The organism is Pseudomonas sp. PA1(2017), from assembly GCF_001945375.1.
Classification (GTDB): domain Bacteria; phylum Pseudomonadota; class Gammaproteobacteria; order Pseudomonadales; family Pseudomonadaceae; genus Aquipseudomonas.
The window spans coordinates 263,229-282,042 of record NZ_MSXU01000014.1; the positions used below are offsets into that span (position 1 = coordinate 263,229).

Annotated in this window: 21 protein-coding genes, 1 tRNA gene and 1 pseudogene; 6 read left to right on the top strand and 17 right to left on the bottom strand. The window is 61.7% G+C overall.

Translation table 11 applies throughout. The annotated features are described in order from the left end of the window. Positions 1-6: 6 nt before the first annotated feature. Positions 7-477 (top strand): peroxiredoxin, encoded by a 471-nt coding sequence (locus tag BVH01_RS20530; RefSeq protein ID WP_075932099.1) that lies wholly within the window; start codon positions 7-9, stop codon positions 475-477. Between the two features lie 59 nt (positions 478-536). Here the strand turns inward: BVH01_RS20530 and BVH01_RS20535 are convergent, their stop codons facing one another. After that, on the bottom strand, positions 537-788 hold the full coding sequence (locus BVH01_RS20535) for a sulfurtransferase TusA family protein (RefSeq protein ID WP_075932100.1): 252 nt from the start codon (positions 786-788) through the stop codon (positions 537-539). A gap of 109 nt (positions 789-897) precedes the next feature. Here BVH01_RS20535 and BVH01_RS20540 point away from each other — a divergent pair, with 109 nt between their 5' ends. Then, positions 898-2,334, top strand: coding sequence for a M48 family metalloprotease (locus tag BVH01_RS20540; RefSeq protein ID WP_075932101.1), 1,437 nt, complete (start codon positions 898-900; stop codon positions 2,332-2,334). Between the two features lie 51 nt (positions 2,335-2,385). Here the strand turns inward: BVH01_RS20540 and nadA are convergent, their stop codons facing one another. Next, positions 2,386-3,444 (bottom strand): quinolinate synthase NadA, encoded by a 1,059-nt coding sequence (nadA, locus tag BVH01_RS20545; protein ID WP_075932102.1) that lies wholly within the window; start codon positions 3,442-3,444, stop codon positions 2,386-2,388. Between the two features lie 383 nt (positions 3,445-3,827). On the opposite strand from nadA, the gene BVH01_RS20550 reads away from it, so the two are divergent. Then, positions 3,828-4,847, top strand: coding sequence for a branched-chain amino acid aminotransferase (locus tag BVH01_RS20550; RefSeq protein WP_075932103.1), 1,020 nt, complete (start codon positions 3,828-3,830; stop codon positions 4,845-4,847). A gap of 119 nt (positions 4,848-4,966) precedes the next feature. Here the strand turns inward: BVH01_RS20550 and BVH01_RS20555 are convergent. The 15 genes from BVH01_RS20555 to aspS form a co-directional block, all read right to left on the bottom strand. Continuing rightward, positions 4,967-5,042, bottom strand: a tRNA-Lys gene (locus tag BVH01_RS20555). A 61-nt stretch (positions 5,043-5,103) separates the two neighbouring features. Further along, complete coding sequence (queC, locus tag BVH01_RS20560; protein ID WP_075932104.1) at positions 5,104-5,778, bottom strand: 7-cyano-7-deazaguanine synthase QueC; 675 nt, start codon at positions 5,776-5,778, stop codon at positions 5,104-5,106. 1 nt (position 5,779) lies between these two features. Beyond that, positions 5,780-6,427 carry a 7-carboxy-7-deazaguanine synthase QueE gene (queE, locus tag BVH01_RS20565; protein ID WP_075932128.1) on the bottom strand — a complete coding sequence of 216 codons (648 nt, stop codon included), beginning with the start codon at positions 6,425-6,427 and terminating at the stop codon, positions 5,780-5,782. Positions 6,428-6,603: 176 nt separating this feature from the next. Continuing rightward, on the bottom strand, positions 6,604-7,425 hold the full coding sequence (gene ybgF, locus BVH01_RS20570; RefSeq protein ID WP_075932105.1) for a tol-pal system protein YbgF: 822 nt from the start codon (positions 7,423-7,425) through the stop codon (positions 6,604-6,606). Between the two features lie 6 nt (positions 7,426-7,431). Beyond that, entirely contained in the window at positions 7,432-7,929 is a 498-nt protein-coding gene (gene pal / locus BVH01_RS20575; protein ID WP_070885435.1) for a peptidoglycan-associated lipoprotein Pal, read from the bottom strand. A gap of 57 nt (positions 7,930-7,986) precedes the next feature. Beyond that, positions 7,987-9,285 (bottom strand): Tol-Pal system beta propeller repeat protein TolB, encoded by a 1,299-nt coding sequence (gene tolB, locus BVH01_RS20580; RefSeq protein WP_075932106.1) that lies wholly within the window; start codon positions 9,283-9,285, stop codon positions 7,987-7,989. Next, positions 9,282-10,298 (bottom strand): cell envelope integrity protein TolA, encoded by a 1,017-nt coding sequence (gene tolA, locus BVH01_RS20585; protein ID WP_139317883.1) that lies wholly within the window; start codon positions 10,296-10,298, stop codon positions 9,282-9,284. Before tolA ends, tolB begins: the two co-directional genes overlap by 4 nt. Next, a complete protein-coding gene (gene tolR, locus BVH01_RS20590) occupies positions 10,295-10,753 on the bottom strand; it encodes a protein TolR (protein ID WP_070881690.1) in 459 nt (152 codons plus the stop codon). The genes tolA and tolR overlap by 4 nt, the downstream gene beginning before the upstream one ends. 33 nt (positions 10,754-10,786) lie before the next feature. After that, positions 10,787-11,458, bottom strand: a complete 672-nt coding sequence (gene tolQ, locus BVH01_RS20595; protein WP_075932129.1) for a protein TolQ — start codon at positions 11,456-11,458, stop codon at positions 10,787-10,789. 32 nt (positions 11,459-11,490) lie between these two features. Continuing rightward, positions 11,491-11,946 carry a tol-pal system-associated acyl-CoA thioesterase gene (ybgC, locus tag BVH01_RS20600; RefSeq protein WP_075932108.1) on the bottom strand — a complete coding sequence of 152 codons (456 nt, stop codon included), beginning with the start codon at positions 11,944-11,946 and terminating at the stop codon, positions 11,491-11,493. 50 nt (positions 11,947-11,996) lie between these two features. Continuing rightward, a complete protein-coding gene (ruvB, locus tag BVH01_RS20605) occupies positions 11,997-13,052 on the bottom strand; it encodes a Holliday junction branch migration DNA helicase RuvB (RefSeq protein ID WP_075932109.1) in 1,056 nt (351 codons plus the stop codon). Further along, positions 13,053-13,658 (bottom strand): Holliday junction branch migration protein RuvA, encoded by a 606-nt coding sequence (gene ruvA / locus BVH01_RS20610; protein ID WP_013790635.1) that lies wholly within the window; start codon positions 13,656-13,658, stop codon positions 13,053-13,055. A gap of 83 nt (positions 13,659-13,741) precedes the next feature. Next, the gene (gene ruvC / locus BVH01_RS20615; protein ID WP_075932110.1) at positions 13,742-14,266 is read right to left on the bottom strand and encodes a crossover junction endodeoxyribonuclease RuvC; all 525 of its coding nucleotides are present in this window, start codon (positions 14,264-14,266) and stop codon (positions 13,742-13,744) included. A 185-nt stretch (positions 14,267-14,451) separates the two neighbouring features. Continuing rightward, positions 14,452-15,198, bottom strand: a complete 747-nt coding sequence (locus BVH01_RS20620; RefSeq protein WP_075932111.1) for a YebC/PmpR family DNA-binding transcriptional regulator — start codon at positions 15,196-15,198, stop codon at positions 14,452-14,454. Positions 15,199-15,298: 100 nt separating this feature from the next. Further along, positions 15,299-17,074 (bottom strand): aspartate--tRNA ligase, encoded by a 1,776-nt coding sequence (gene aspS / locus BVH01_RS20625; RefSeq protein WP_075932112.1) that lies wholly within the window; start codon positions 17,072-17,074, stop codon positions 15,299-15,301. Positions 17,075-17,359: 285 nt separating this feature from the next. Between aspS and BVH01_RS20630 the strand changes: the two genes are divergently transcribed. From BVH01_RS20630 to BVH01_RS24720, 3 genes and pseudogenes are all read left to right on the top strand, one after another. Beyond that, the gene (locus BVH01_RS20630) at positions 17,360-17,830 is read left to right on the top strand and encodes a Dps family protein (RefSeq protein WP_075932113.1); all 471 of its coding nucleotides are present in this window, start codon (positions 17,360-17,362) and stop codon (positions 17,828-17,830) included. 243 nt (positions 17,831-18,073) lie between these two features. Beyond that, positions 18,074-18,391, top strand: a pseudogene (locus BVH01_RS25100) (cold shock domain-containing protein membrane protein); the annotation flags it as partial. Between the two features lie 57 nt (positions 18,392-18,448). Continuing rightward, the gene (locus BVH01_RS24720) at positions 18,449-18,673 is read left to right on the top strand and encodes a cold-shock protein (protein ID WP_167359775.1); all 225 of its coding nucleotides are present in this window, start codon (positions 18,449-18,451) and stop codon (positions 18,671-18,673) included. The last annotated feature ends 141 nt before the right edge of the window (positions 18,674-18,814 follow it).

Genomic DNA, 18,814 nt, shown 5'->3' on the forward strand with positions numbered 1-18,814 from the left:
TGCCCCATGGCCATCGCCATCGACGCCCCCGTTCCCGACTTCAGCGCCCCGGCCACCGGTGGCGATTTCAACCTGGCGGCCTGCAAGGGCAAGCAACTGGTGATCTACTTCTACCCGAAGGACAACACCCCGGGCTGCACCACCCAGGGCCAGGGTTTTCGCGATGCCCACACGACCTTCGCCACGGCCAACACGGTGATCGTCGGGGTATCGCGCGACAGCCTGAAGACCCACGAGAACTTCAAGGCCAAGCAGGGCTTTCCCTTCGAGCTGATCTCGGATAAGGACGAAAGCGTCTGCGGCCTGTTCGACGTGATCAAACTCAAGAAGCTCTACGGCAAGGAATACCTGGGCATCGACCGCAGCACCTTTCTGATCGACAAGCATGGCGTGCTGCGTCAGCAATGGCGCGGGGTGAAAGTACCCGGCCATGTCGACGAAGTGCTGGCCGCTGCTCAGGCTCTGAACAAAGCCTGATACATATGAAAAATGCCGCTCTCGAGCGGCATTTTTCATTCAACGCAGTGGCGCTAAAGTTACGCCTTGCGCAGCCAGTAACGAAACACCTCGCCCTCGGTTTCCTCGCGCAGCAACGCATGACCCGCCAGTCGCGCGAACGCACGAAAGTCGCGCTGCGATCCGGCATCCGTAGCCGACACCTTGAGCACCTCGCCGCTGGCCAGGCCATTGAGCGCCACCTTGGCCTTGAGCAGCGGCAGCGGGCAATTCAGCCCACAGGCGTCCAGCTCGGCCTGATGCTCGCCCTGCCAACCTGACACATCACTCATAAGCCCCTCCCATTTACCGGCACACAGCATAACCCATGGCCCGTCGGCGCTGGTCAGGCAAGTGCCTGCCCGGCTACAGTACGGCACTGATCAAACAAGAGCCTTGTGCATGAATGTTCTGCGCCCCACCCTGCTGACGCTCGCCTGCCTGCTGGCACAACCGGCCATGGCCAGCGACCTGCCCTCCCTCGGCGATGCCAGCTCCGCGCTGGTGTCGCCGCAACAGGAATACCAGTTGGGCCGCGCCTGGCTGAGCATCGTGCGTGGCCAGGTCAGCCAGCTGTCAGATCCGCAGCTCAAGGATTTCGTCGAAAGCAGCGTCTACCGACTGGCCGAAACCAGCCAGGTACAGGACCGGCGCCTCGAATTCGTGTTGCTCAACAGCCCGCAGATCAACGCCTTCGCCGCACCCGGCGGGATCATCGGCGTCAACGGCGGCCTGTTCCTCTATGCGCAGACCGAAGGCGAATACGCCTCGGTACTGGCCCACGAACTGGCGCACTTGTCGCAGCGCCACTTCGCCCGCGGCCTGGAAGCTCAGCAGCGCATGCAGCTGCCAGTGATGGCGGCGATGCTCGCTGGTATCGTCGCGGCCGCAGCCGGGGCCGGCGATGCCGGTATTGCCGCCATCGCCTCGACCCAGGCCGCCGCCATCCAGGAACAACGGCGCTTCTCGCGGCAGAACGAGCAGGAAGCCGACCGGATCGGCCTGGTGAACCTGGAGAAGGCCGGCTACGACCCGCGCTCGATGCCGAGCATGTTCGAGCGCCTGATGCGCCAGTACCGCTACGACCGCATGCCGCCGGAATTCCTGCTGACGCACCCGGTGTCCGAGTCGCGGATCGCCGACACCCGCAACCGCGCGGAACAGTTCCCGGGCGGCGGCACCGAAGACAGCCTGCGCTATCAGCTGATGCGCACCCGCGTTCAGTTAACCTACGAAGAAACGCCCGGCATCGCCGCCAAGCGCTTCCGCGCCCAGCTCGACGAAAGCCCGAACATGGATGCAGCCCGCTACGGCCTGGCCATCGCCCTGATCAAGGGCGGCCAGTTCGACGAAGCGCGTGACGTGCTCGCGCCGCTGCTGCAAAAGGCACCCAACGACATCACCTACAACCTGGCGCAGATCAGCCTGGACTCGGCGGCCAATCGCCTGCCGGCTACCGAGCAGCGCGTCACCCGCATGCTCGAGCTGTATCCCAACAACTACCCAGTGAATCAGGCGCGCATCGACCTGCTGCTCAAGCAACGCAAGATCACCGACGCCGAACAGGCGCTCAATGACCTGCTCAAGCGGCGCATGAAGGATCCGGATGTCTGGTATCAGGTGGCGGAAGTGCGCGGGCTGAGCGGCAACACCATCGGCCTGCATCAGGCCCGCGCCGAATACTTCGCTCTGGTCGGCGATTTCAACCAGGCCATCGAGCAGCTCGACTTCGCCAAGCGCCGTGCGGCCAACAACTTCCAGATGGCCTCGCGCATCGATGCGCGCCAGAAAGAGCTGATCGAAGAAAAACGCATGACCGAGGAAATGCTGCGCGGCTGACGGCGCAGCCAAGCCGAGACGCTATCGGGCGATAGCGCCTCGAGCCCACGGTCAGGCGTTGCCGGCCAGTTTCAGGCGCGCGGCCTGGGTGAAGTCCAGCATACGCTTGAGCGGCTTGATGGCCCGCGGAATCAACGCCGGATCCACGAACACTTCATTGCTGCCCTCGCGCAGGCACTGCAGGGTGCGCTGCAGGGTGTTCATCGCCATCCACGGGCAGTTGGCGCAGCTGCGGCAGGCGGCGCCGTTACCAGCGGTCGGCGCCGCCACGAATTCCTTGTCCGGGCACACCTGCTGCATCTTGTAGAAGATGCCGCGGTCGGTGGCGACGATAAAGGTCCTGTTGGCCATGCGCTGGGCAGCGGCGATCAGCTGGCTGGTCGAGCCGACCGCATCGGCCAGTTCGATCACCGCCGTCGGCGACTCGGGGTGCACCAGCACGGCAGCCTCCGGGTACAGCGCCTTCATCTCTTCCAGCTGACGGGCCTTGAACTCCTCGTGAACGATGCAGGCACCGTCCCAAAGCAGCATGTCGGCGCCGGTCTTGTTCTGGATGTAGCGGCCCAAGTGCTGATCCGGCGCCCAGATGATGCTTTCGCCGTTATCCATCAGGTGCTCGACGATCTCCACCGCGCAACTGGAGGTCACCACCCAGTCGGCGCGCGCCTTCACTGCCGCCGAGGTGTTGGCGTAGACCACCACGGTGCGCTGCGGATGCTGGTCGCAGAACGCGGCGAACTCGTCGACCGGGCAGCCCAAGTCCAGCGAACAGGTGGCCTCCAGTGTCGGCATCAGCACGCGCTTTTCCGGGTTGAGAATCTTCGCCGTCTCGCCCATGAACTTGACGCCCGCGACCAGCACGGTCTGCGCCGGGTGCTGGTTGCCGAAGCGCGCCATTTCCAGGGAGTCGGACACGCAGCCGCCGGTCTCTTCGGCCAATGCCTGGAGCACCGGATCGCAATAATAGTGGGCAACCAGGACGGCGTTCTGGCGCTTCAGTTCTTTGCCAATTTCATCACGGTAGAACGCTTCCTGCTCCGCCGTCAGCATCTCTGGCTGCTTGGCATCGAGGTGAGCCTGGACAAGAAGTCGTTCGGCGATCTGCGTCATGTCGTCAGGCCCTATCGAGGTCTATCTGCACGGGACGTGGAGTATACCGCCAGACGCGCTGCGCCGGTCGGCCCCCTGCATGGCCAGAACGCCCGACACGGGGCGGCGCAGGCCCTGCGCGGGCGCGCATGGTAAGGGCATTGGCGAAGGTTTTTCAATCTCGCCCCATCTGCCGGCGCGACATCGGTTGATCGCCGCGATAATCCGCCGCATCATCACCACTACGGCCATCGTTATCCGTCAGGCGAGCCTCCATGAGGCCTGATGGACCATACAGCCCACCCTATTACCTGATCGTATGAGCACGCGCTCGTACGATCACCCTGGAAAAACCAACGGACATACGCGTGCCCCGCAGTGACCGTTTAGCGATTGAGGATGTCATGGCTTACGAAAACATCGAATGGGACAAGCTGGGTTTCGACTACATCAAGACTGACCAGCGCTACCTGTCGCACTGGCGCGACGGTGACTGGGATCAGGGCACGCTGACCGAAGACAACGTCCTGCACATCAGCGAGGGCTCGACCGCCCTGCACTACGGCCAGCAGTGCTTCGAGGGCCTCAAGGCCTACCGTTGCAAGGACGGCTCGATCAACCTGTTCCGCCCCGACCAGAATGCTCTGCGCATGCAGCGCAGCTGCGCGCGCCTGCTGATGCCGGCACCGTCGACCGAGCAATTCATCGAAGCCTGCAAGCAGGTGGTCAAGGCCAACGAGCGCTTCATCCCGCCATATGGCTCGGGCGGCGCACTGTACCTGCGTCCGTTCGTGATCGGCGTGGGCGACAACATCGGCGTGCGCACCGCACCCGAGTTCATCTTCTCGGTGTTCTGCATCCCGGTCGGCCCCTACTTCAAGGGCGGCATGAAGCCGAACAACTTCGTGATCTCCGGTTACGACCGCGCTGCGCCCCAGGGTACTGGCGCCGCGAAGGTCGGCGGTAACTACGCGGCCAGCCTGATGCCCGGCTCCCAGGCCAAGAAGAACAACTTCGCCGACTGCATCTACCTCGACCCGCAGACCCACACCAAGATCGAGGAAGTCGGTTCGGCTAACTTCTTCGCCATCACCCACAACGACGAGTTCGTCACCCCGAAATCGCCATCCGTGCTGCCAGGCATCACGCGCCTGTCACTGATCGAATTGGCGCAAAGCCGCTTGGGCCTGAAGGTCGTCGAAGGCGACGTGTTCATCGACAAACTGGGCGACTTCAAGGAAGCCGGCGCCTGCGGCACCGCAGCGGTGATTACGCCGATCGGCGGCATCGAGTACAACGGCAAGCTGCACGTGTTCTACAGCGAGAAGGAAGTGGGCCCGGTGGTCAGCCGCCTGTATGCCGAACTCACCGGCGTGCAATCCGGTGACGTCGAAGCGCCGCAAGGCTGGATCGTCAAGGTGTAAACCGCGCTGCTGGCAGCTCCATGAGCTGCCAGCCCGGCTCCACCAAGCGGAAACTAAAAAGCCCGAATCTCTCTCGAGATTCGGGCTTTTTAGTGCGCCTTCGCTTTGAAGGCTTGAGATGGTGGGTCGTGTAGGATTCGAACCTACGACCAATTGGTTAAAAGCCAACTGCTCTACCAACTGAGCTAACGACCCGTGGTGCGAGCGCTATGATACTGATTTAATTCAGGAATTCAACACCCGCCAAAAACTTTTTTTACTGATAGCGCGTCGGGTCGGGCATGCCGGCCGCGGCAAAGCCGGCGGCGCGCAACCTGCAGCTATCGCACCTGCCGCAGGCGCGGCCGTCGGCGTCCGCCAGGTAGCAGGAAACGGTCAGGCCGTAATCGACTCCCAGACGCGAACCCGCCTGCACGATCTCGGCCTTGCTGAGCATCTGCAGCGGCGCCTGGATGCGAATGCGCTGCCCTTCGACACCCATCTTGGTCGCCAGGTTGGCCATGTGCTCGAACGCCTTGACGAACTCCGGCCGGCAATCGGGGTAACCCGAATAGTCCACCGCGTTGACGCCGATGAAGATGTCCTGCGCTCCGAGCACCTCGGCCCAACCCAGCGCCAGGGACAGGAACACGGTATTGCGAGCCGGCACGTAGGTGACCGGAATGCCCATGGTCGGGCTCTGCGGTACGTCGATGCTGGCATCGGTCAGCGCCGAGCCGCCGATACCATCGAGGTTGATGCCAATGACCTTGTGCTCGACCACACCGAGCTGGCGCGCTACCCGCTCGGCCGCCTGCAGCTCGGAGCGATGACGCTGCCCATAGTCGAAACTCATGCTGTAGCAGCTATAATCCTGCTCCTTGGCCATCGCCACGACGGTCGCCGAATCAAGGCCACCGGACAACAGGATGACCGCTTTCTTGTCGCTCATATCAGTGCCCCGGCTCGTCGTTCCAAAGAACCTTGTGCAGCTGCAATTGCATGCGCACTGGCAGGTTGTCGGCAATCACCCACTCGGCCAGCTGACGGCCACTGACCTGCCCATGACTGGGCGAGAACAATACTTCGCCGACTCGCTCGGAAAGATCGTATTGAATGACTTTGCTCACCGACCAGTCGTAGTCCTCCCGCGAACAGATCACGAACTTGACCTGATCGCGCGGCTGCAGGTGCACGATGTTCTCATAGCGGTTGCGGCCCATCTCGGCCGAGCCTGGAGTTTTCAGGTCCACGACCTTGCTGACCCGCGGGTCGACAGCCGAAACGTCGAGCGCGCCACTGGTTTCCAGGGAAACGTCGTAGCCAGCGTCGCACAGCTTCTCGAGCAGAGGGATGCAGTTCGGCTGCGCCAGCGGCTCACCGCCAGTCACGCAGACATAGCGGGGCCGGTAGCTAGCCACCTGCTCCAGGATGGTATCCAGAGTATGCAGCTCGCCGCCGCTGAACGCGTAGGCGGTGTCGCAGTATTGACAGCGCAGGGGGCAGCCGGTCAGGCGCACGAATACCGTCGGCAAGCCGGCGGTACGCGCTTCCCCCTGCAGCGAGAAGAAAATCTCGGTGATGCGCAGGGTATCTTTCATAGGGGCACCGGGCGTGACGGCGAAACAGGCCATCCGCCTCCGTTGCGAAAAAGGGCGGCAATTCTAAACGAAATGGTATGGCGCAAGCCATTGCCCGGACGCGGCATTACGCCACGTGAGTTTCGACAGAAACAAAAAACCCGCGACAGGCGCGGGTTTCGTAGGCAGATGCCAAATCAGCGGATTCGCTGCAGGTCGCGCTGCGCCAACTGTGCGGCGGAAGTACCCGGGTACTGTGCGATGACCTGCTGCAGGATACCCTTGGCCTTGTCGTTGTTACCCATGCGGATTTCAACGTCGGCCAGCTTGTACAACGAATCCGGCACCTTGGAGTGCTGCGGGTATGCCTGGCTGACCTTGGCAAACGCCTGGCCGGCGCCTTGCAGGTCACCCTTGGCGAGGTTCACTTCGCCCAGCCAGTACTGCGCATTACCAGCGTACTGGCTATTGGGATAACGACGCAGGAACGCGGCAAAAGCCTGACTGGCCTTGTCGAAATCCTTGGCTTTGATCAGGTCGAAAGCTGCATCGTAGAACAGCTTTTCCTTGGCAGGATCAGCCGGCTCGCCGGAAGCCTGCGCCCCTGCGTCACCTGCACCTGCGGAAGCACCACCGGCGCCGGTATTGGCACCCGCGGCAGGAGAATTCTGGGTGGCGGCTGCGCCAGCGGCGGCCCCACTGCTCAGTCGCTTGTCGAGGTCCTGATAACGCTCCAGGCCTTCCTGCTTCAAACGCTGAATATCGTTCTGCTGCACTTCCAGCATGCCACGCAGTTGCGCAATTTCCTGCTGCATCTGCTGGAGCTGACTGAACAGCATGCCCTGCGCTGTAGATGGAGTTTGCACCCCACCTCCAGCGTAGGCGCCGGACGTGCCGCCACCGCTTGCCGGATAACCACTACCGTTGCCGGTACTGCCATCCTGAACGGGAACCTGAGCCCAGGCCGCAAGCGGCAGGCTCAGAGCCAAAACGGTTACTACACGTCGGCACGTTCGCATATCGAATTACTTACGCAGTTCGACGCGACGGTTCTGAGCCCAGGATTGCTCGTCGTTGCCGGTGGCAACAGGACGCTCTTCACCGTAGGAAACAACTTCCAGCTGAGCAGGGGAAACGCCCTGCAGAACCAGGTAGCGCTGTACGGCCTTGGCACGACGCTCGCCCAGAGCCATGTTGTATTCGCGGGTACCGCGCTCGTCAGCGTGGCCTTCCAGAACGACGCGAGCGCCGTTGCCTTTCAGGTCCTTGGCGTGAACGTCCAGAGCGCGCATGGCTTCCGGCTTCAGGTCAGAGCTGTCGTATTCGAAGTAGAAAGTGGTGATAGCGCGCAGAGCGGCTTCTTCACTCAGGCTGCCGTCAACGGCGCCGGTGTTTGCACCGTAGCCAGCGTTCGGGTCTACAGCGCCTTCGCCAGCGGTGTCACCGCCTTTGGAGGAACAGCCAACAGCCACGGCGAGAGCCAGGCTCAGTGCAGCAAACTTGCCAAATTTCAGCATTTCCATGTGTAACTCCTAATGAACCCCAGTGTGTTAAGCATCAAACAGGTAAAGCACCGCGCATCAGTTCAGGAAGGGGGACCAGGATGGCTCTCGAACTTCGCCTTGAGCGGTAGGTAGAGGGAGCCTAACGCGACCATTGGTGGACGCTAACATCAGGACTCCCCGCCCCTGCTGGCGGGTAGCGTAGATTAGCATGGTGCCATTGGGCGCAACAGTAGGCGACTCATCCAAACTTGTGTCGGATAGAATGCGCAGATTGCCACGCTCGAGGTCCTGAGCCGCTACCTTGAACACGGTGTAACCATCCTGGCGATGAATCATTACCAGGGTTTTTTCGTCGGCGGACAATTTAGGGTTGGCATTGTAGTTGCCGACGAAGGTCACTCGTTCGACCGCACCAGAGTTGATGTTGGTCTTATAGATTTGCGGCTTGCCGGAACGGTCGGAGGTGAAATAGATGGTCTGGCCATCCTTACCCCAGAACGGTTCGGTATCGATAGCCGAATGATTGGTCACGCGCCGCAGGTTTCGCGAGCCCATGTCCATTACATAGATTTCCGGGTTGCCGTCACGCGACAGGGTGAACGCCAGCTTGGTGCCATCCGGCGACCAGGCCGGTGCGCCATTGAGGCCTTCGAAGTTGGTGACCTGCTCACGGCGGCCGGTATCGATGTGCTGAACGAAGATGCGCGGGCGCTTCTGCTCGAACGACACATAGGCGATACGCTTGCCATCGGAGGCGAACGAAGGCGAGAGGATCGGTTCGCGCGACTGCAGCAGGGTTACCGCGCGAGCGCCGTCATAGTCGGAACGCTGCAGGGTGTAGCGGGTGTTGTTCACCCCGAAACGCTCGGCGGTGACGTACAGCATGCGCGTGGAAAAAGCGCCTTTAACACCGGTGAGCTTCTCGAACGACTGGTCGGCGATGTGGTGAGCCATGTCGCGCAGTTGATCGGTGCCGCCACCCACGGTGCCGGTCAGCACCTGCTGCTCGGTTGCCACGTTGAACAGTGCGAACTGCACCTGCAGGCGCGCGCCGTTGGGAACGATGTTGCCAACCAGCACGTACTGGGCGCCGAGCGCTTTCCAGTCGCGGTAGATGACTTCGCTGCCCTGGGTCGGCAGGCTGATCATGTTCTGCCGCGGAATCGGTTCGAAGACCCCGGAGTTACGCAGGTCGTTGCCGACGATGGTGGAGATGTCTTCCGGCAGGACGTTGCCGCCCTGCCAGCCGAATGGCACTACGGCAATGGGCGTGGCTCGATCAGTACCGGTACTGATGACCAAAGGGTCAGCCGCCTGCACGGTACCGACCAGCATGGCCAGACCCAGTACAACGATTCGCATCAGGGTATTCACAGACCTAAATCCTCCGGTTTGAAGACGGCACGACGCTGCCGGTAGAGCCGATCGAACGTGGCGCGATCAAGTTGCTGCATTTCCACGATACGCCCCACGTTGCGCACCGCTTGTACCGCTGAACTGTCAAAAGGCGCATCGCCACTGGAGCGGCTGACGCTGGCATTGGTGATGGTGCCATCAGGCAGCATCTCGATCAGCACTTCAACGCTCATGCCGTTGCGAGCTGACGGCGGACGACGCCACTGCTCGCTCACCAGCTTGACGATCAAATCATCGAGGCTTCCAGCCACTTGGTCGCCCTGCGTCTCGGCCAACGCCTGCTGGCGCTCGGTATCCTCGGACAGCAGTTCGGCCAGTGCCGCCGCTTTCTTGTCCTCGACAGCCTTGCGTTCGGCAGCCTGCGCCGCTTTCTTCTTGGCATCCTCGGCTGCTTTCTTTTTAGCGGCGTCGGCTGCTGCTTTTTTCTTCGCCTCTTCAGCTGCCTTTTTCTTGGCATCTTCAGCGGCTTTCTTCTTGGCCTCGGCTTCGGCGGCCTTCTTCTTGTCGGCCTCCAGTGCAGCTTTCGCCTTGGCTACATCAGCAAGTTTCTTCTGTTCAGCAGCCTTGGCCGCTGCATCCGCCTCGGCCTTCTTGGCCGCGTCGGCTTTTTGAGCCTCTTCGGCTTTCTTTTGTTCCGCCGCTTTGGCCTGCGCCTGTTTCTGCGCTTCGGCCTTGGCCTGGGCTTGCTTTTCAGCCTCGGCTTTTTTCTGTTCGAGTTGCTCGGTTTCGAACTGCGGCGCAGCGGTCTTCTTCGCTTCGCCGGCAATCTTCTGATTGGTCTGGGTGGTGGCCTGGCTCTGCGACTTCAATTGGTACAGGGTAGCCTGCACGATCGGTTTTGCAGGCGGCAGCTCTGGCGCGAAGGCAAAACTGACGAACAGCATGCCGAACATCAGCACGTGCAGCCCTACGGCCCAGACCACCGGCCAGAACAGGCTTTCCGAAGGTGAGCGTTCACGCTGCTGCATCAGGGCGCCTCGGTAATCAGGCCGACGTTACCCACGCCCGCCTGCTGCAGGCCGCCCATGGCGGACATCACGGTGCCGTAGTCGACAGCCTTGTCGCCGCGCACGAACACTTGCACCTGCTTACCCTGACTGCGGGTCTGGTTGATGATGGCGGTCACCGCACGAGTCATCTCGTCGAGCGTCAGCGCACGATCCTGAACGGTATCGGTGTCAACCTCGGTGCCCATGTTCCAGTAGTACGACTTGTCGGACTTGATGGAGATGGTCAGCACCTGGGAGTCGTTATCCTGGGGCAGCACTTCGCTGCTGACCTGCGGCAGGTCGACCTTGACGCCCTGATTGAGCATCGGCGCCGTCACCATGAAGATGACCAGCAGCACCAACATCACGTCGATGTAAGGCACCACGTTCATCTCGGCGACGGGCTTGCGTCTGTTGCGAATTCTGGCTCTGGCCATGGTATTGAAACCTGTGTTGAGTGCGCCGGAAGCTTATTCTTCGCTGCTGTGTACTTTGCGGTGCAGGATCGCCTGGAATTCATCGGCGAAGGTGTAGTAGCGACCGATCAGCATTTCACCGCGAGCGGCGAAACGGTTGTAGGCAATGACCGCCGGAATAGCGGCGAACAGGCCAATGGCCGTGGCGATCAGCGCTTCGGCGATGCCGGGCGCGACGGTGGCCAGGGTTGCCTGCTGCACCTGAGCCAGGCCGCGGAAGGAGTTCATGATCCCCCACACGGTACCGAACAGACCGATGTACGGGCTGGTGGAGCCGACGGTGGCGAGAAACGGCAAACTGGTTTCCAGCTTCTCTTCTTCGCGGGAAATGGCGACGCGCATGGAACGGGCGACGCCATCCATCACCGCATCGGGGTCCATGCCTGGCTGCTGGCGCAGACGGGAGAACTCCTTGAAGCCGGCGCGGAAGATCTGCTCCAGGCCCGAGTCTGGATCCGGATTGCTGCCCGCTTGACGATAGAGCTTGGACAGGTCGATGCCCGACCAGAAGCGCTCTTCGAAACTGTCGAGCGAACGCTTGGCCGAGCGCAGGAAATTACTGCGCTGGAAAATCATCACCCACGAGATGACCGATGCGGCCACCAAGGTCAGCATCACCAACTGCACCACCAGGCTGGCGTTGCTGATCAGACTCCACATCGACATGTGGTCAACGGCATTTGCGTTGGCTTCCACGCTTACTCTCCTGCAGTAGATGTACCGGCACCGTCACCCTGCTCCGCGAACGCCGTTCGCAGAGACGGGGGCATGGCCCGGGGTTTGAAATTATCGGCGCGCACACAGGCCACCAGAAACTGCCCTTCGCAGAGCAGCACGTTATCCGCAGCCCGCCTGACCTGCTGACGAAAGCGCAGGCTGGCACGGTTCAACTCATACACGTCGGCGCTGACCACCAACTCGTCGTCCAGTCGCGCCGGCGCGTGGTAGCGCGCTTCGCTGGAATGCACGACGAACAGCGACCCCTCACCGGCCAGCGTCGATTGGGAAAATCCCAGCCCACGCAGTCGCTCGGTACGGGCCCGCTCCATGAATTTGAGGTAGTTGACGTAATAGACGACTCCGCCCGCATCGGTGTCCTCGTAATAGACACGACAGCGATGGGCGAACGGCTGACCGGCATCTTGCGCGCGCATACTCTAGTGCCAGCCCCGTGTCTTGCCAATCGGGCGCGCAAGTATTTTTTTCATGGCGCGTCTCCATCATTGAACAGGTCGAGCGTCGGGCGCTCGTCCATGCGCTTCGGTGCGTTGAGGCCGAAGTGCAGGTAGGCGTGACGGGTCACCACGCGCCCTCTCGGTGTACGCATGATGTAACCCTGCTGGATCAGGTACGGCTCGAGCACATCCTCGATGGTATGCCGCTCTTCGCTGATCGCTGCAGCCAGGCTGTCGACGCCCACCGGGCCGCCGTCGAACTTCTCGATCATGGTCAGCAGCAGGCGGCGATCCTGGTGATCGAAGCCGCGCTCATCGACATCCAGCAGGTTCAGCGCCAGGTCGGCGACCTGCTGGGTGATCGCACCCTGACCTCGGACCTCGGCGAAATCGCGAACGCGACGCAGCAGGCGGTTGGCGATCCGCGGCGTGCCGCGCGCACGGCGAGCGATCTCCACGGCGCCGCGCGCTTCGATGGGCAGACCGAGGATGCCAGCGGCACGACTGACGATGGTGGCCAGATCCTCGGTGTTGTAGAACTCCAGGCGCTGGACGATACCGAAACGGTCGCGCAGTGGATTGGTCAGCATGCCAGCCCGCGTGGTAGCGCCGACCAAGGTGAACGGCGGCAGATCCAGTTTGATCGAGCGGGCTGCCGGGCCTTCGCCGATCATGATGTCGAGCTGGAAGTCCTCCATTGCCGGGTACAGCACTTCCTCGACGATGGGCGAGAGACGATGGATTTCATCGATGAACAGCACATCGCCCGGCTCGAGATTGGTCAGCAGCGCTGCCAGGTCACCCGGGCGCTCGAGCACCGGGCCCGACGTGCTCTTGATGGAGACCTGCATTTCCTGGGCGATGATGTTGGCCAGGGTGGTCTTGCCAAGGCCGGGCGGGCCGAAGATCAGGGTGTGATCGAGTGATTCCTTACGCCCGCGCGCCGCCTGGATGAACAGCTCCATCTGCTCGCGCACCACCGGCTGACCGATGTACTCGGCCAACTTGAGCGGACGAATGGCGCGGTCGACCTGCTCGTCGCGGTCGCGAGTGCCCGCCGTCACCAACCTGTCGGCGTCGAGCATCTAGAGCATTCCTTTCAGCGCGCGGCGGATCATGTCTTCACTACTCAATCCATCTTCTTTGACTGCCGAAACGGCGCGACTGGCTTCCTGAGGCTTGTAGCCCAGCGAGATAAGCGCACTCACCGCATCATTCTCCGCGCTTGAGACTGCGCCTCCAGCACGAGGTTCAACCACCAGTGGCGCCATGCCAGGTACAGCCTCCCAGGCCTTGAAGCGATCCTTGAGCTCGACCAGCAGACGCTCGGCGGTCTTCTTGCCGACGCCGGGGATCTTCACCAGCGCCGCGGTATCCTGGGCCTGCACGCAACGCACCAGCTCGTCGATCTCCAATCCGGACATCAGCGCCAAGGCCAATTTGGGGCCGACGCCATTGAGGCGGATCAACTCGCGGAACAACTCGCGTTCGCGCTTCTCGAAAAAGCCGTAAAGCAGGTGAGCATCCTCGCGCACCACCAGATGGGTATGCAGGGTCAACGGCTCGCCTACGGGGGGCAAACGGTACAACGTGGTCATGGGGACTTCCAGTTCATAGCCCAGACCATTCACATCCAGAATCAAATGCGGCGGCTGCTTTTCCGCCAGGGTGCCGCGTAAACGTCCGATCACCGACGCATTCCTCACATAGAAGATTCAATACCGCCCGAAGTCACGCATGGCGGCAACCAGCCGCCAGCGACCTGAACGACTGCTTACAAACGAAGCCGACCGCCACGCCGCTTGGCGCTGGCCAGACCATGGGGAATCAGGCTTTGCCGGTGGTGGGCGTGGCACAGGGCGATACCCAGCGCATCGGAGGCATCGATCTGGGGTTTCTTCACCAGCTTGAGCAGATGCATGACCATCATCTGCACCTGTTCCTTGTCGGCGCCGCCGGTGCCGACCACCGCCTGCTTGACCTGGGTGGCGGTGTACTCGCTGACCTCGAGACCCGCCTCGACCGCCGCGACGATGGCTGCGCCACGCGCCTGGCCGAGCTTGAGTGCGGAGTCGGCATTGCGCGCCATGAATACCTGCTCGATGCCCATGGTCACCGGCCCGAAGGTGCGAATCACCTCGCTCACGCCACGAAACACGATTTGCAAGCGCTCGGCCAACGGCCCCGCGCCGGTACGAATGCACCCAGAGGCCACGTACTCACAGGTACGCCCGGTATCGCGTATCACCCCGTAGCCGGTAATGCGGGAACCGGGGTCGATTCCCAGAATCAGCGTCATGCCCGTCATCCACCTGTGGCATTGGCCGCCACACTGTCTATTTATCCAGGCGCGAGTATAGGGGCCTCAGGCAGCAGCCGTCACTCAAAGGATTCGCACCAGCCGAACTGCCGGCCACCGAAACGCGCCCATAAAAAAGCCGGAAGCGCCCGACGGCAAGCTTCCGGCTCGGATGCAGCGCTGGATCAGCCCAACTGCTCCATGATTTCGTCGGAAACCTCGGCGTTGTGATAGACGTTCTGCACGTCGTCCAGGTCCTCGAGCATGTCGATCAGCTTGAAGACTTTCTGCGCCGTTTCCAGATCGGTGATCGGCGCACTGATCGACGGGATCATGGCGATCTCCGCCTCCTCGGCCTTGAAGCCAGCAGCCGCCAGGGCTTCGTTGACGGCATGGAACTCGGTGAAGCTGGTCGACACCAGGGCTGCGCCCTCTTCGCCCATTTCCACATCGTCGGCACCGGCCTCGAGCGCCGCTTCCATCAAGGCGTCTTCGTCTACCGAGGCAAAGCCGATCTGCCCCTTGCGCTCGAACATGTAGGCGACCGAACCGTCGGTGCCCAGGTTACCGCCGCACTTGGTGAAGGCGTGACGCACTTCGGCAGCGGTACGGTTACGGTTGTCGGTCATCACTTCGACGATGATCGCCACGCCACTCGGCGCGTACCCTTCGTAGCTGAACTCGACGACGTTGTCGGCTTCGTTGTTGCCAGCGCCTCTGGCGATGGCACGGTCGATCACGTCACGCGACATATTGTTGGTCAACGCCTTGTCGACGGCCAGACGCAGCCGCGGATTGTCCGCCGGAATCGGCCCGCCGTGCTTGGCGGCGACCGTCAGCTCACGAATCAGCTTGGTGAAGATCTTGCCGCGCTTGGCGTCCTGACGCCCCTTGCGGTGCTTGATGTTGGCCCATTTGGAATGACCGGCCATATTCAACTCCAACTTTTTGCTTGGTTGCGAAGGTGTGAGAGTTCGAGTCTCTCCACCCCATTAGCAGAGAAGCCTGGATAACCAGGCTTCTTGTGTCGGCTTATTCGGCTTTGGGTTGCTCGCGCAGACGAATGTGAAGCTCGCGCAACGACTTGCCATCCACCACGCCCGGCGCCTGGGTCATGACGCAGGCCGCGCTCTGGGTTTTCGGGAAGGCAATCACTTCACGAATCGACGAAGCGCCGGTCATCAGCATCACCAGACGGTCGAGGCCGAAAGCCAGGCCACCATGGGGCGGAGCACCGTACTTGAGGGCGTCGAGCAGGAAGCCGAACTTCTCCTGCTGCTCGTCTTCGCTGATGCCCAGCACACGGAACACGGTCTGCTGCATGGCCTTGTCGTGGATACGGATCGAACCACCACCCAGCTCGGTGCCGTTGAGCACCAGGTCGTAGGCCCGCGACAGGGCGGCGGCCGGGTTGGCCTCCAGCTCTTGTGGCGAGCACTTGGGCGAGGTGAACGGGTGGTGCATGGCGGTCAGGCTGCCGTCGTCGTTCTCTTCGAACATCGGGAAGTCGACGACCCACAGCGGCGCCCACTCGGCAGTCAGCAGATTCAGGTCGTGGCCGAGCTTGATGCGCAGTGCACCGAGGGCATCGTTGACCACCTTGGCGCGGTCGGCACCGAAGAACACGATGTCACCGTCAACGGCGCCAACGCGATCGAGAATGGTGTTGAGGTTCGGTTCGGCAATGTTCTTGACGATCGGCGACTGCAGACCTTCCACGCCCTTGGCGCGCTCGTTGACCTTGATGTAGGCCAGGCCCTTGGCGCCGTAGTTGCCGACGAACTTGGTGTAGTCGTCGATCTGCTTGCGCGGCATGCTCGCCCCACCTGGCACGCGCAGCGCGGCAACGCGACCTTTCGGGTCGTTGGCCGGGCCGGAGAAGACCTTGAAGTCGACGTCCTTGAGCTGATCGGCAACGTCGACCAACTCCATCGGGATACGAAGATCCGGCTTGTCGGAACCGAAACGGCGCATGGCGTCGGCCAGGGTCATGTGCGGCAGCTCGCCGAACTCCACGCCCAGCACTTCTTTGAACAGATTGCGGATCATGGTCTCGGTGAGGTGCATGATCTCGGCTTCGCCCAGGAAGCTGGTCTCGATGTCGATCTGGGTGAATTCCGGCTGACGGTCGGCACGCAGGTCTTCGTCACGGAAGCACTTGGCGATCTGGTAGTAGCGGTCGAAGCCGGCGACCATCAGCAACTGCTTGAACAGCTGCGGCGATTGCGGCAGCGCAAAGAAGCTGCCGGCGTGGGTGCGGCTCGGCACCAGGTAGTCGCGTGCACCTTCCGGCGTGGCGCGGGTCAGGATCGGCGTTTCGACGTCCAGGAAGCCGTTGTCGTCCAGGTAACGACGAATGCTCGAGGTGATACGCGAGCGCAGCTTCAGCTTCTCGGCCATTTCCGGGCGACGCAGGTCGATGAAGCGATAACGCAGACGCGTCTCCTCACCCACATCGGTGTACTCGTTGAGCGGAAACGGCGGGGTTTCCGCTTCGTTCAGCACTTCCAGTTCGTAACCCAGCACTTCGATGGCGCCGGACGCCATGTTGGCGTTGCGCGCCCCCTCAGGACGCAGGCGCACCTTGCCGGTGATTTTGACCACGTACTCGCTGCGCACACGGTCGGCCTTGGCGAAGGTGTCGGCACGATCCGGATCGAACACGACCTGAGCCAGGCCTTCGCGATCGCGGATGTCGAGGAAGATCACGCCACCGTGGTCACGACGACGGTGAACCCATCCACACAGGGTGATTTCCTGGCCATCCAGGCTTTCGTTCAACTGGCCGCAATAGTGGCTGCGCATCATGATCGGGTTCGCTTCTCTGATCGGTTCTGAATTCGTCGACATCGCCTGCCATTTGGGCAAAGCGCCTGAGCCGCACGCGTGAAAAGGGCGGAATTATATAGCCTTTATTGACAGGACGCAGCACGTGATATGCGCCATCACCCCAGTAAAAGAGGTGAACCCGATGCGCTGCGATTGATTCAAAGCATGGCCGTCATTGAGACGAACCCGGAGCATGTGACGAACGGTCATGATAGGCTTTTTGCCATCGACTCTTTACCCATTGGCCCAGTTAGGAGAGCAACCATGGAAATCAATATCGGTATCGCCGAACAGGATCGCGAAGCCATCGCCGAAGGCCTGTCGCGCCTGCTCGCGGACACTTACACCCTGTACCTCAAGACCCACAACTTCCACTGGAACGTTACCGGTCCGATGTTCAACACCCTGCACCTGATGTTCGAAACCCAGTACACCGAGCTGGCACTGGCCGTCGACGCCATCGCCGAGCGTATCCGCGCTCTGGGCTTCCCTGCACCGGGCACCTACGCAGCCTACGCGCGCCTTTCCTCCATCAAGGAAGAAGAAGGCGTACCAAGCGCCGACGAGATGATCAAGCTGCTAGTGCAGGGCCAGGAAGCGGTGGTACGTACTGCGCGCGGCATCTTCCCGCTGCTCGACAAGGTCAGCGACGAGCCGACCGCCGACCTGCTGACCCAGCGCATGCAGGTCCATGAAAAAACCGCGTGGATGCTGCGCAGCCTGCTGGCTGCCTGATCGCTCCGCCAACAGGGCTGCCACGGCAGCCCTGTTTCGTGTCAGCCCGCCACACCCGCAACATAGCTGCTGCCCATTTGAGTAGCCCTTCTCTTTGCTGTTAAATACGCTCCGTGCCGCCATCCCGACTCATGGGCCGGCGCATAGGCTGGCCCTCCCGAACTTTCATCGCCCTTACGTCACGGCAAATCGCGTGGAGCCAGCTGTTCCTGGTGATCCTTTTATCGAGTGAGTGCGTTGAACATGTTGAAAATCGTCCACCTGCTGGTGGGGCTTTCGGCCCTGCTGTTATCCATCACCCCTGGCCTCAATGACGGCCAGTCGTTCCTGCAACACCCCGATGCGCTGTGCCTGGCGCTCTTTGGCTTTCTCAACCTGCTGCTGGCTACGCAATTTCCTCTGTGGCACAGCAATGCCCGTCAACACCTGCAAAACCTGGCGTGCGCCCTGCTGATCCTTGGCACACTGCTGCAAGCGCTGATTCTGCTCGCCCCATTGCCGCTCATCGCCGAGCAGCCTGCCCTGCTGTTCAGCCTGATGATCATCTCCCTGGCCGTTGCTCTGCATCTGGGTACCAACCTGCGCTTCGACAGAAAGAGGTCCGTACCGCAGCAAGACCTGGGCGATCGCGAAACCGGTACCGTGAAGTGGTTCAACACCTCGAAAGGGTTCGGCTTCATTTCTCGCGACGCTGGCGAAGATATCTTCGTGCACTTCCGTGCCATCCGCGGCGAAGGTCACCGCGTTCTGGTGGAAGGCCAGCGCGTGGAGTTTTCCGTGATGCAGCGCGACAAAGGCCTGCAGGCTGAAGACGTGATCGCGGCGCTGCCAACCCGGCGCTGACCCGCCAGCCAACGAAAAGCCCCGCGATGCGGTAATGCTGTTCACTTAAGCGGAGCAGCCTTGCGATCCACTGGATATCGGGTTTTGGAAATCTTCACCGTCCTGGGTCTTCCCGGCCTTGGACGGTGATCCAGAAACATT

Bases quoted from the DNA above. Each gene is read 5' to 3' on its own strand.
- queC (WP_075932104.1), bottom strand. From the start codon at position 5,778: ATGAGCGACAAGAAAGCGGTCATCCTGTTGTCCGGTGGCCTTGATTCG.
- ruvC (WP_075932110.1), bottom strand. From the start codon at position 14,266: ATGACGCTGATTCTGGGAATCGACCCCGGTTCCCGCATTACCGGCTAC.
- tolQ (WP_075932129.1), bottom strand. From the start codon at position 11,458: ATGTCGATGTGGAGTCTGATCAGCAACGCCAGCCTGGTGGTGCAGTTG.
- BVH01_RS20530 (WP_075932099.1), top strand. From the start codon at position 7: ATGGCCATCGCCATCGACGCCCCCGTTCCCGACTTCAGCGCCCCGGCC.
- ruvB (WP_075932109.1), bottom strand. From the start codon at position 13,052: ATGCTCGACGCCGACAGGTTGGTGACGGCGGGCACTCGCGACCGCGAC.
- BVH01_RS20630 (WP_075932113.1), top strand. From the start codon at position 17,360: ATGGAAATCAATATCGGTATCGCCGAACAGGATCGCGAAGCCATCGCC.
- pal (WP_070885435.1), bottom strand. From the start codon at position 7,929: ATGGAAATGCTGAAATTTGGCAAGTTTGCTGCACTGAGCCTGGCTCTC.
- queE (WP_075932128.1), bottom strand. From the start codon at position 6,427: ATGAAAGATACCCTGCGCATCACCGAGATTTTCTTCTCGCTGCAGGGG.
- BVH01_RS20540 (WP_075932101.1), top strand. From the start codon at position 898: ATGAATGTTCTGCGCCCCACCCTGCTGACGCTCGCCTGCCTGCTGGCA.
- tolR (WP_070881690.1), bottom strand. From the start codon at position 10,753: ATGGCCAGAGCCAGAATTCGCAACAGACGCAAGCCCGTCGCCGAGATG.
- ybgC (WP_075932108.1), bottom strand. From the start codon at position 11,946: ATGCGCGCGCAAGATGCCGGTCAGCCGTTCGCCCATCGCTGTCGTGTC.
- aspS (WP_075932112.1), bottom strand. From the start codon at position 17,074: ATGATGCGCAGCCACTATTGCGGCCAGTTGAACGAAAGCCTGGATGGC.
- BVH01_RS20620 (WP_075932111.1), bottom strand. From the start codon at position 15,198: ATGGCCGGTCATTCCAAATGGGCCAACATCAAGCACCGCAAGGGGCGT.
- BVH01_RS20550 (WP_075932103.1), top strand. From the start codon at position 3,828: ATGGCTTACGAAAACATCGAATGGGACAAGCTGGGTTTCGACTACATC.
- BVH01_RS20535 (WP_075932100.1), bottom strand. From the start codon at position 788: ATGAGTGATGTGTCAGGTTGGCAGGGCGAGCATCAGGCCGAGCTGGAC.
- nadA (WP_075932102.1), bottom strand. From the start codon at position 3,444: ATGACGCAGATCGCCGAACGACTTCTTGTCCAGGCTCACCTCGATGCC.
- ybgF (WP_075932105.1), bottom strand. From the start codon at position 7,425: ATGCGAACGTGCCGACGTGTAGTAACCGTTTTGGCTCTGAGCCTGCCG.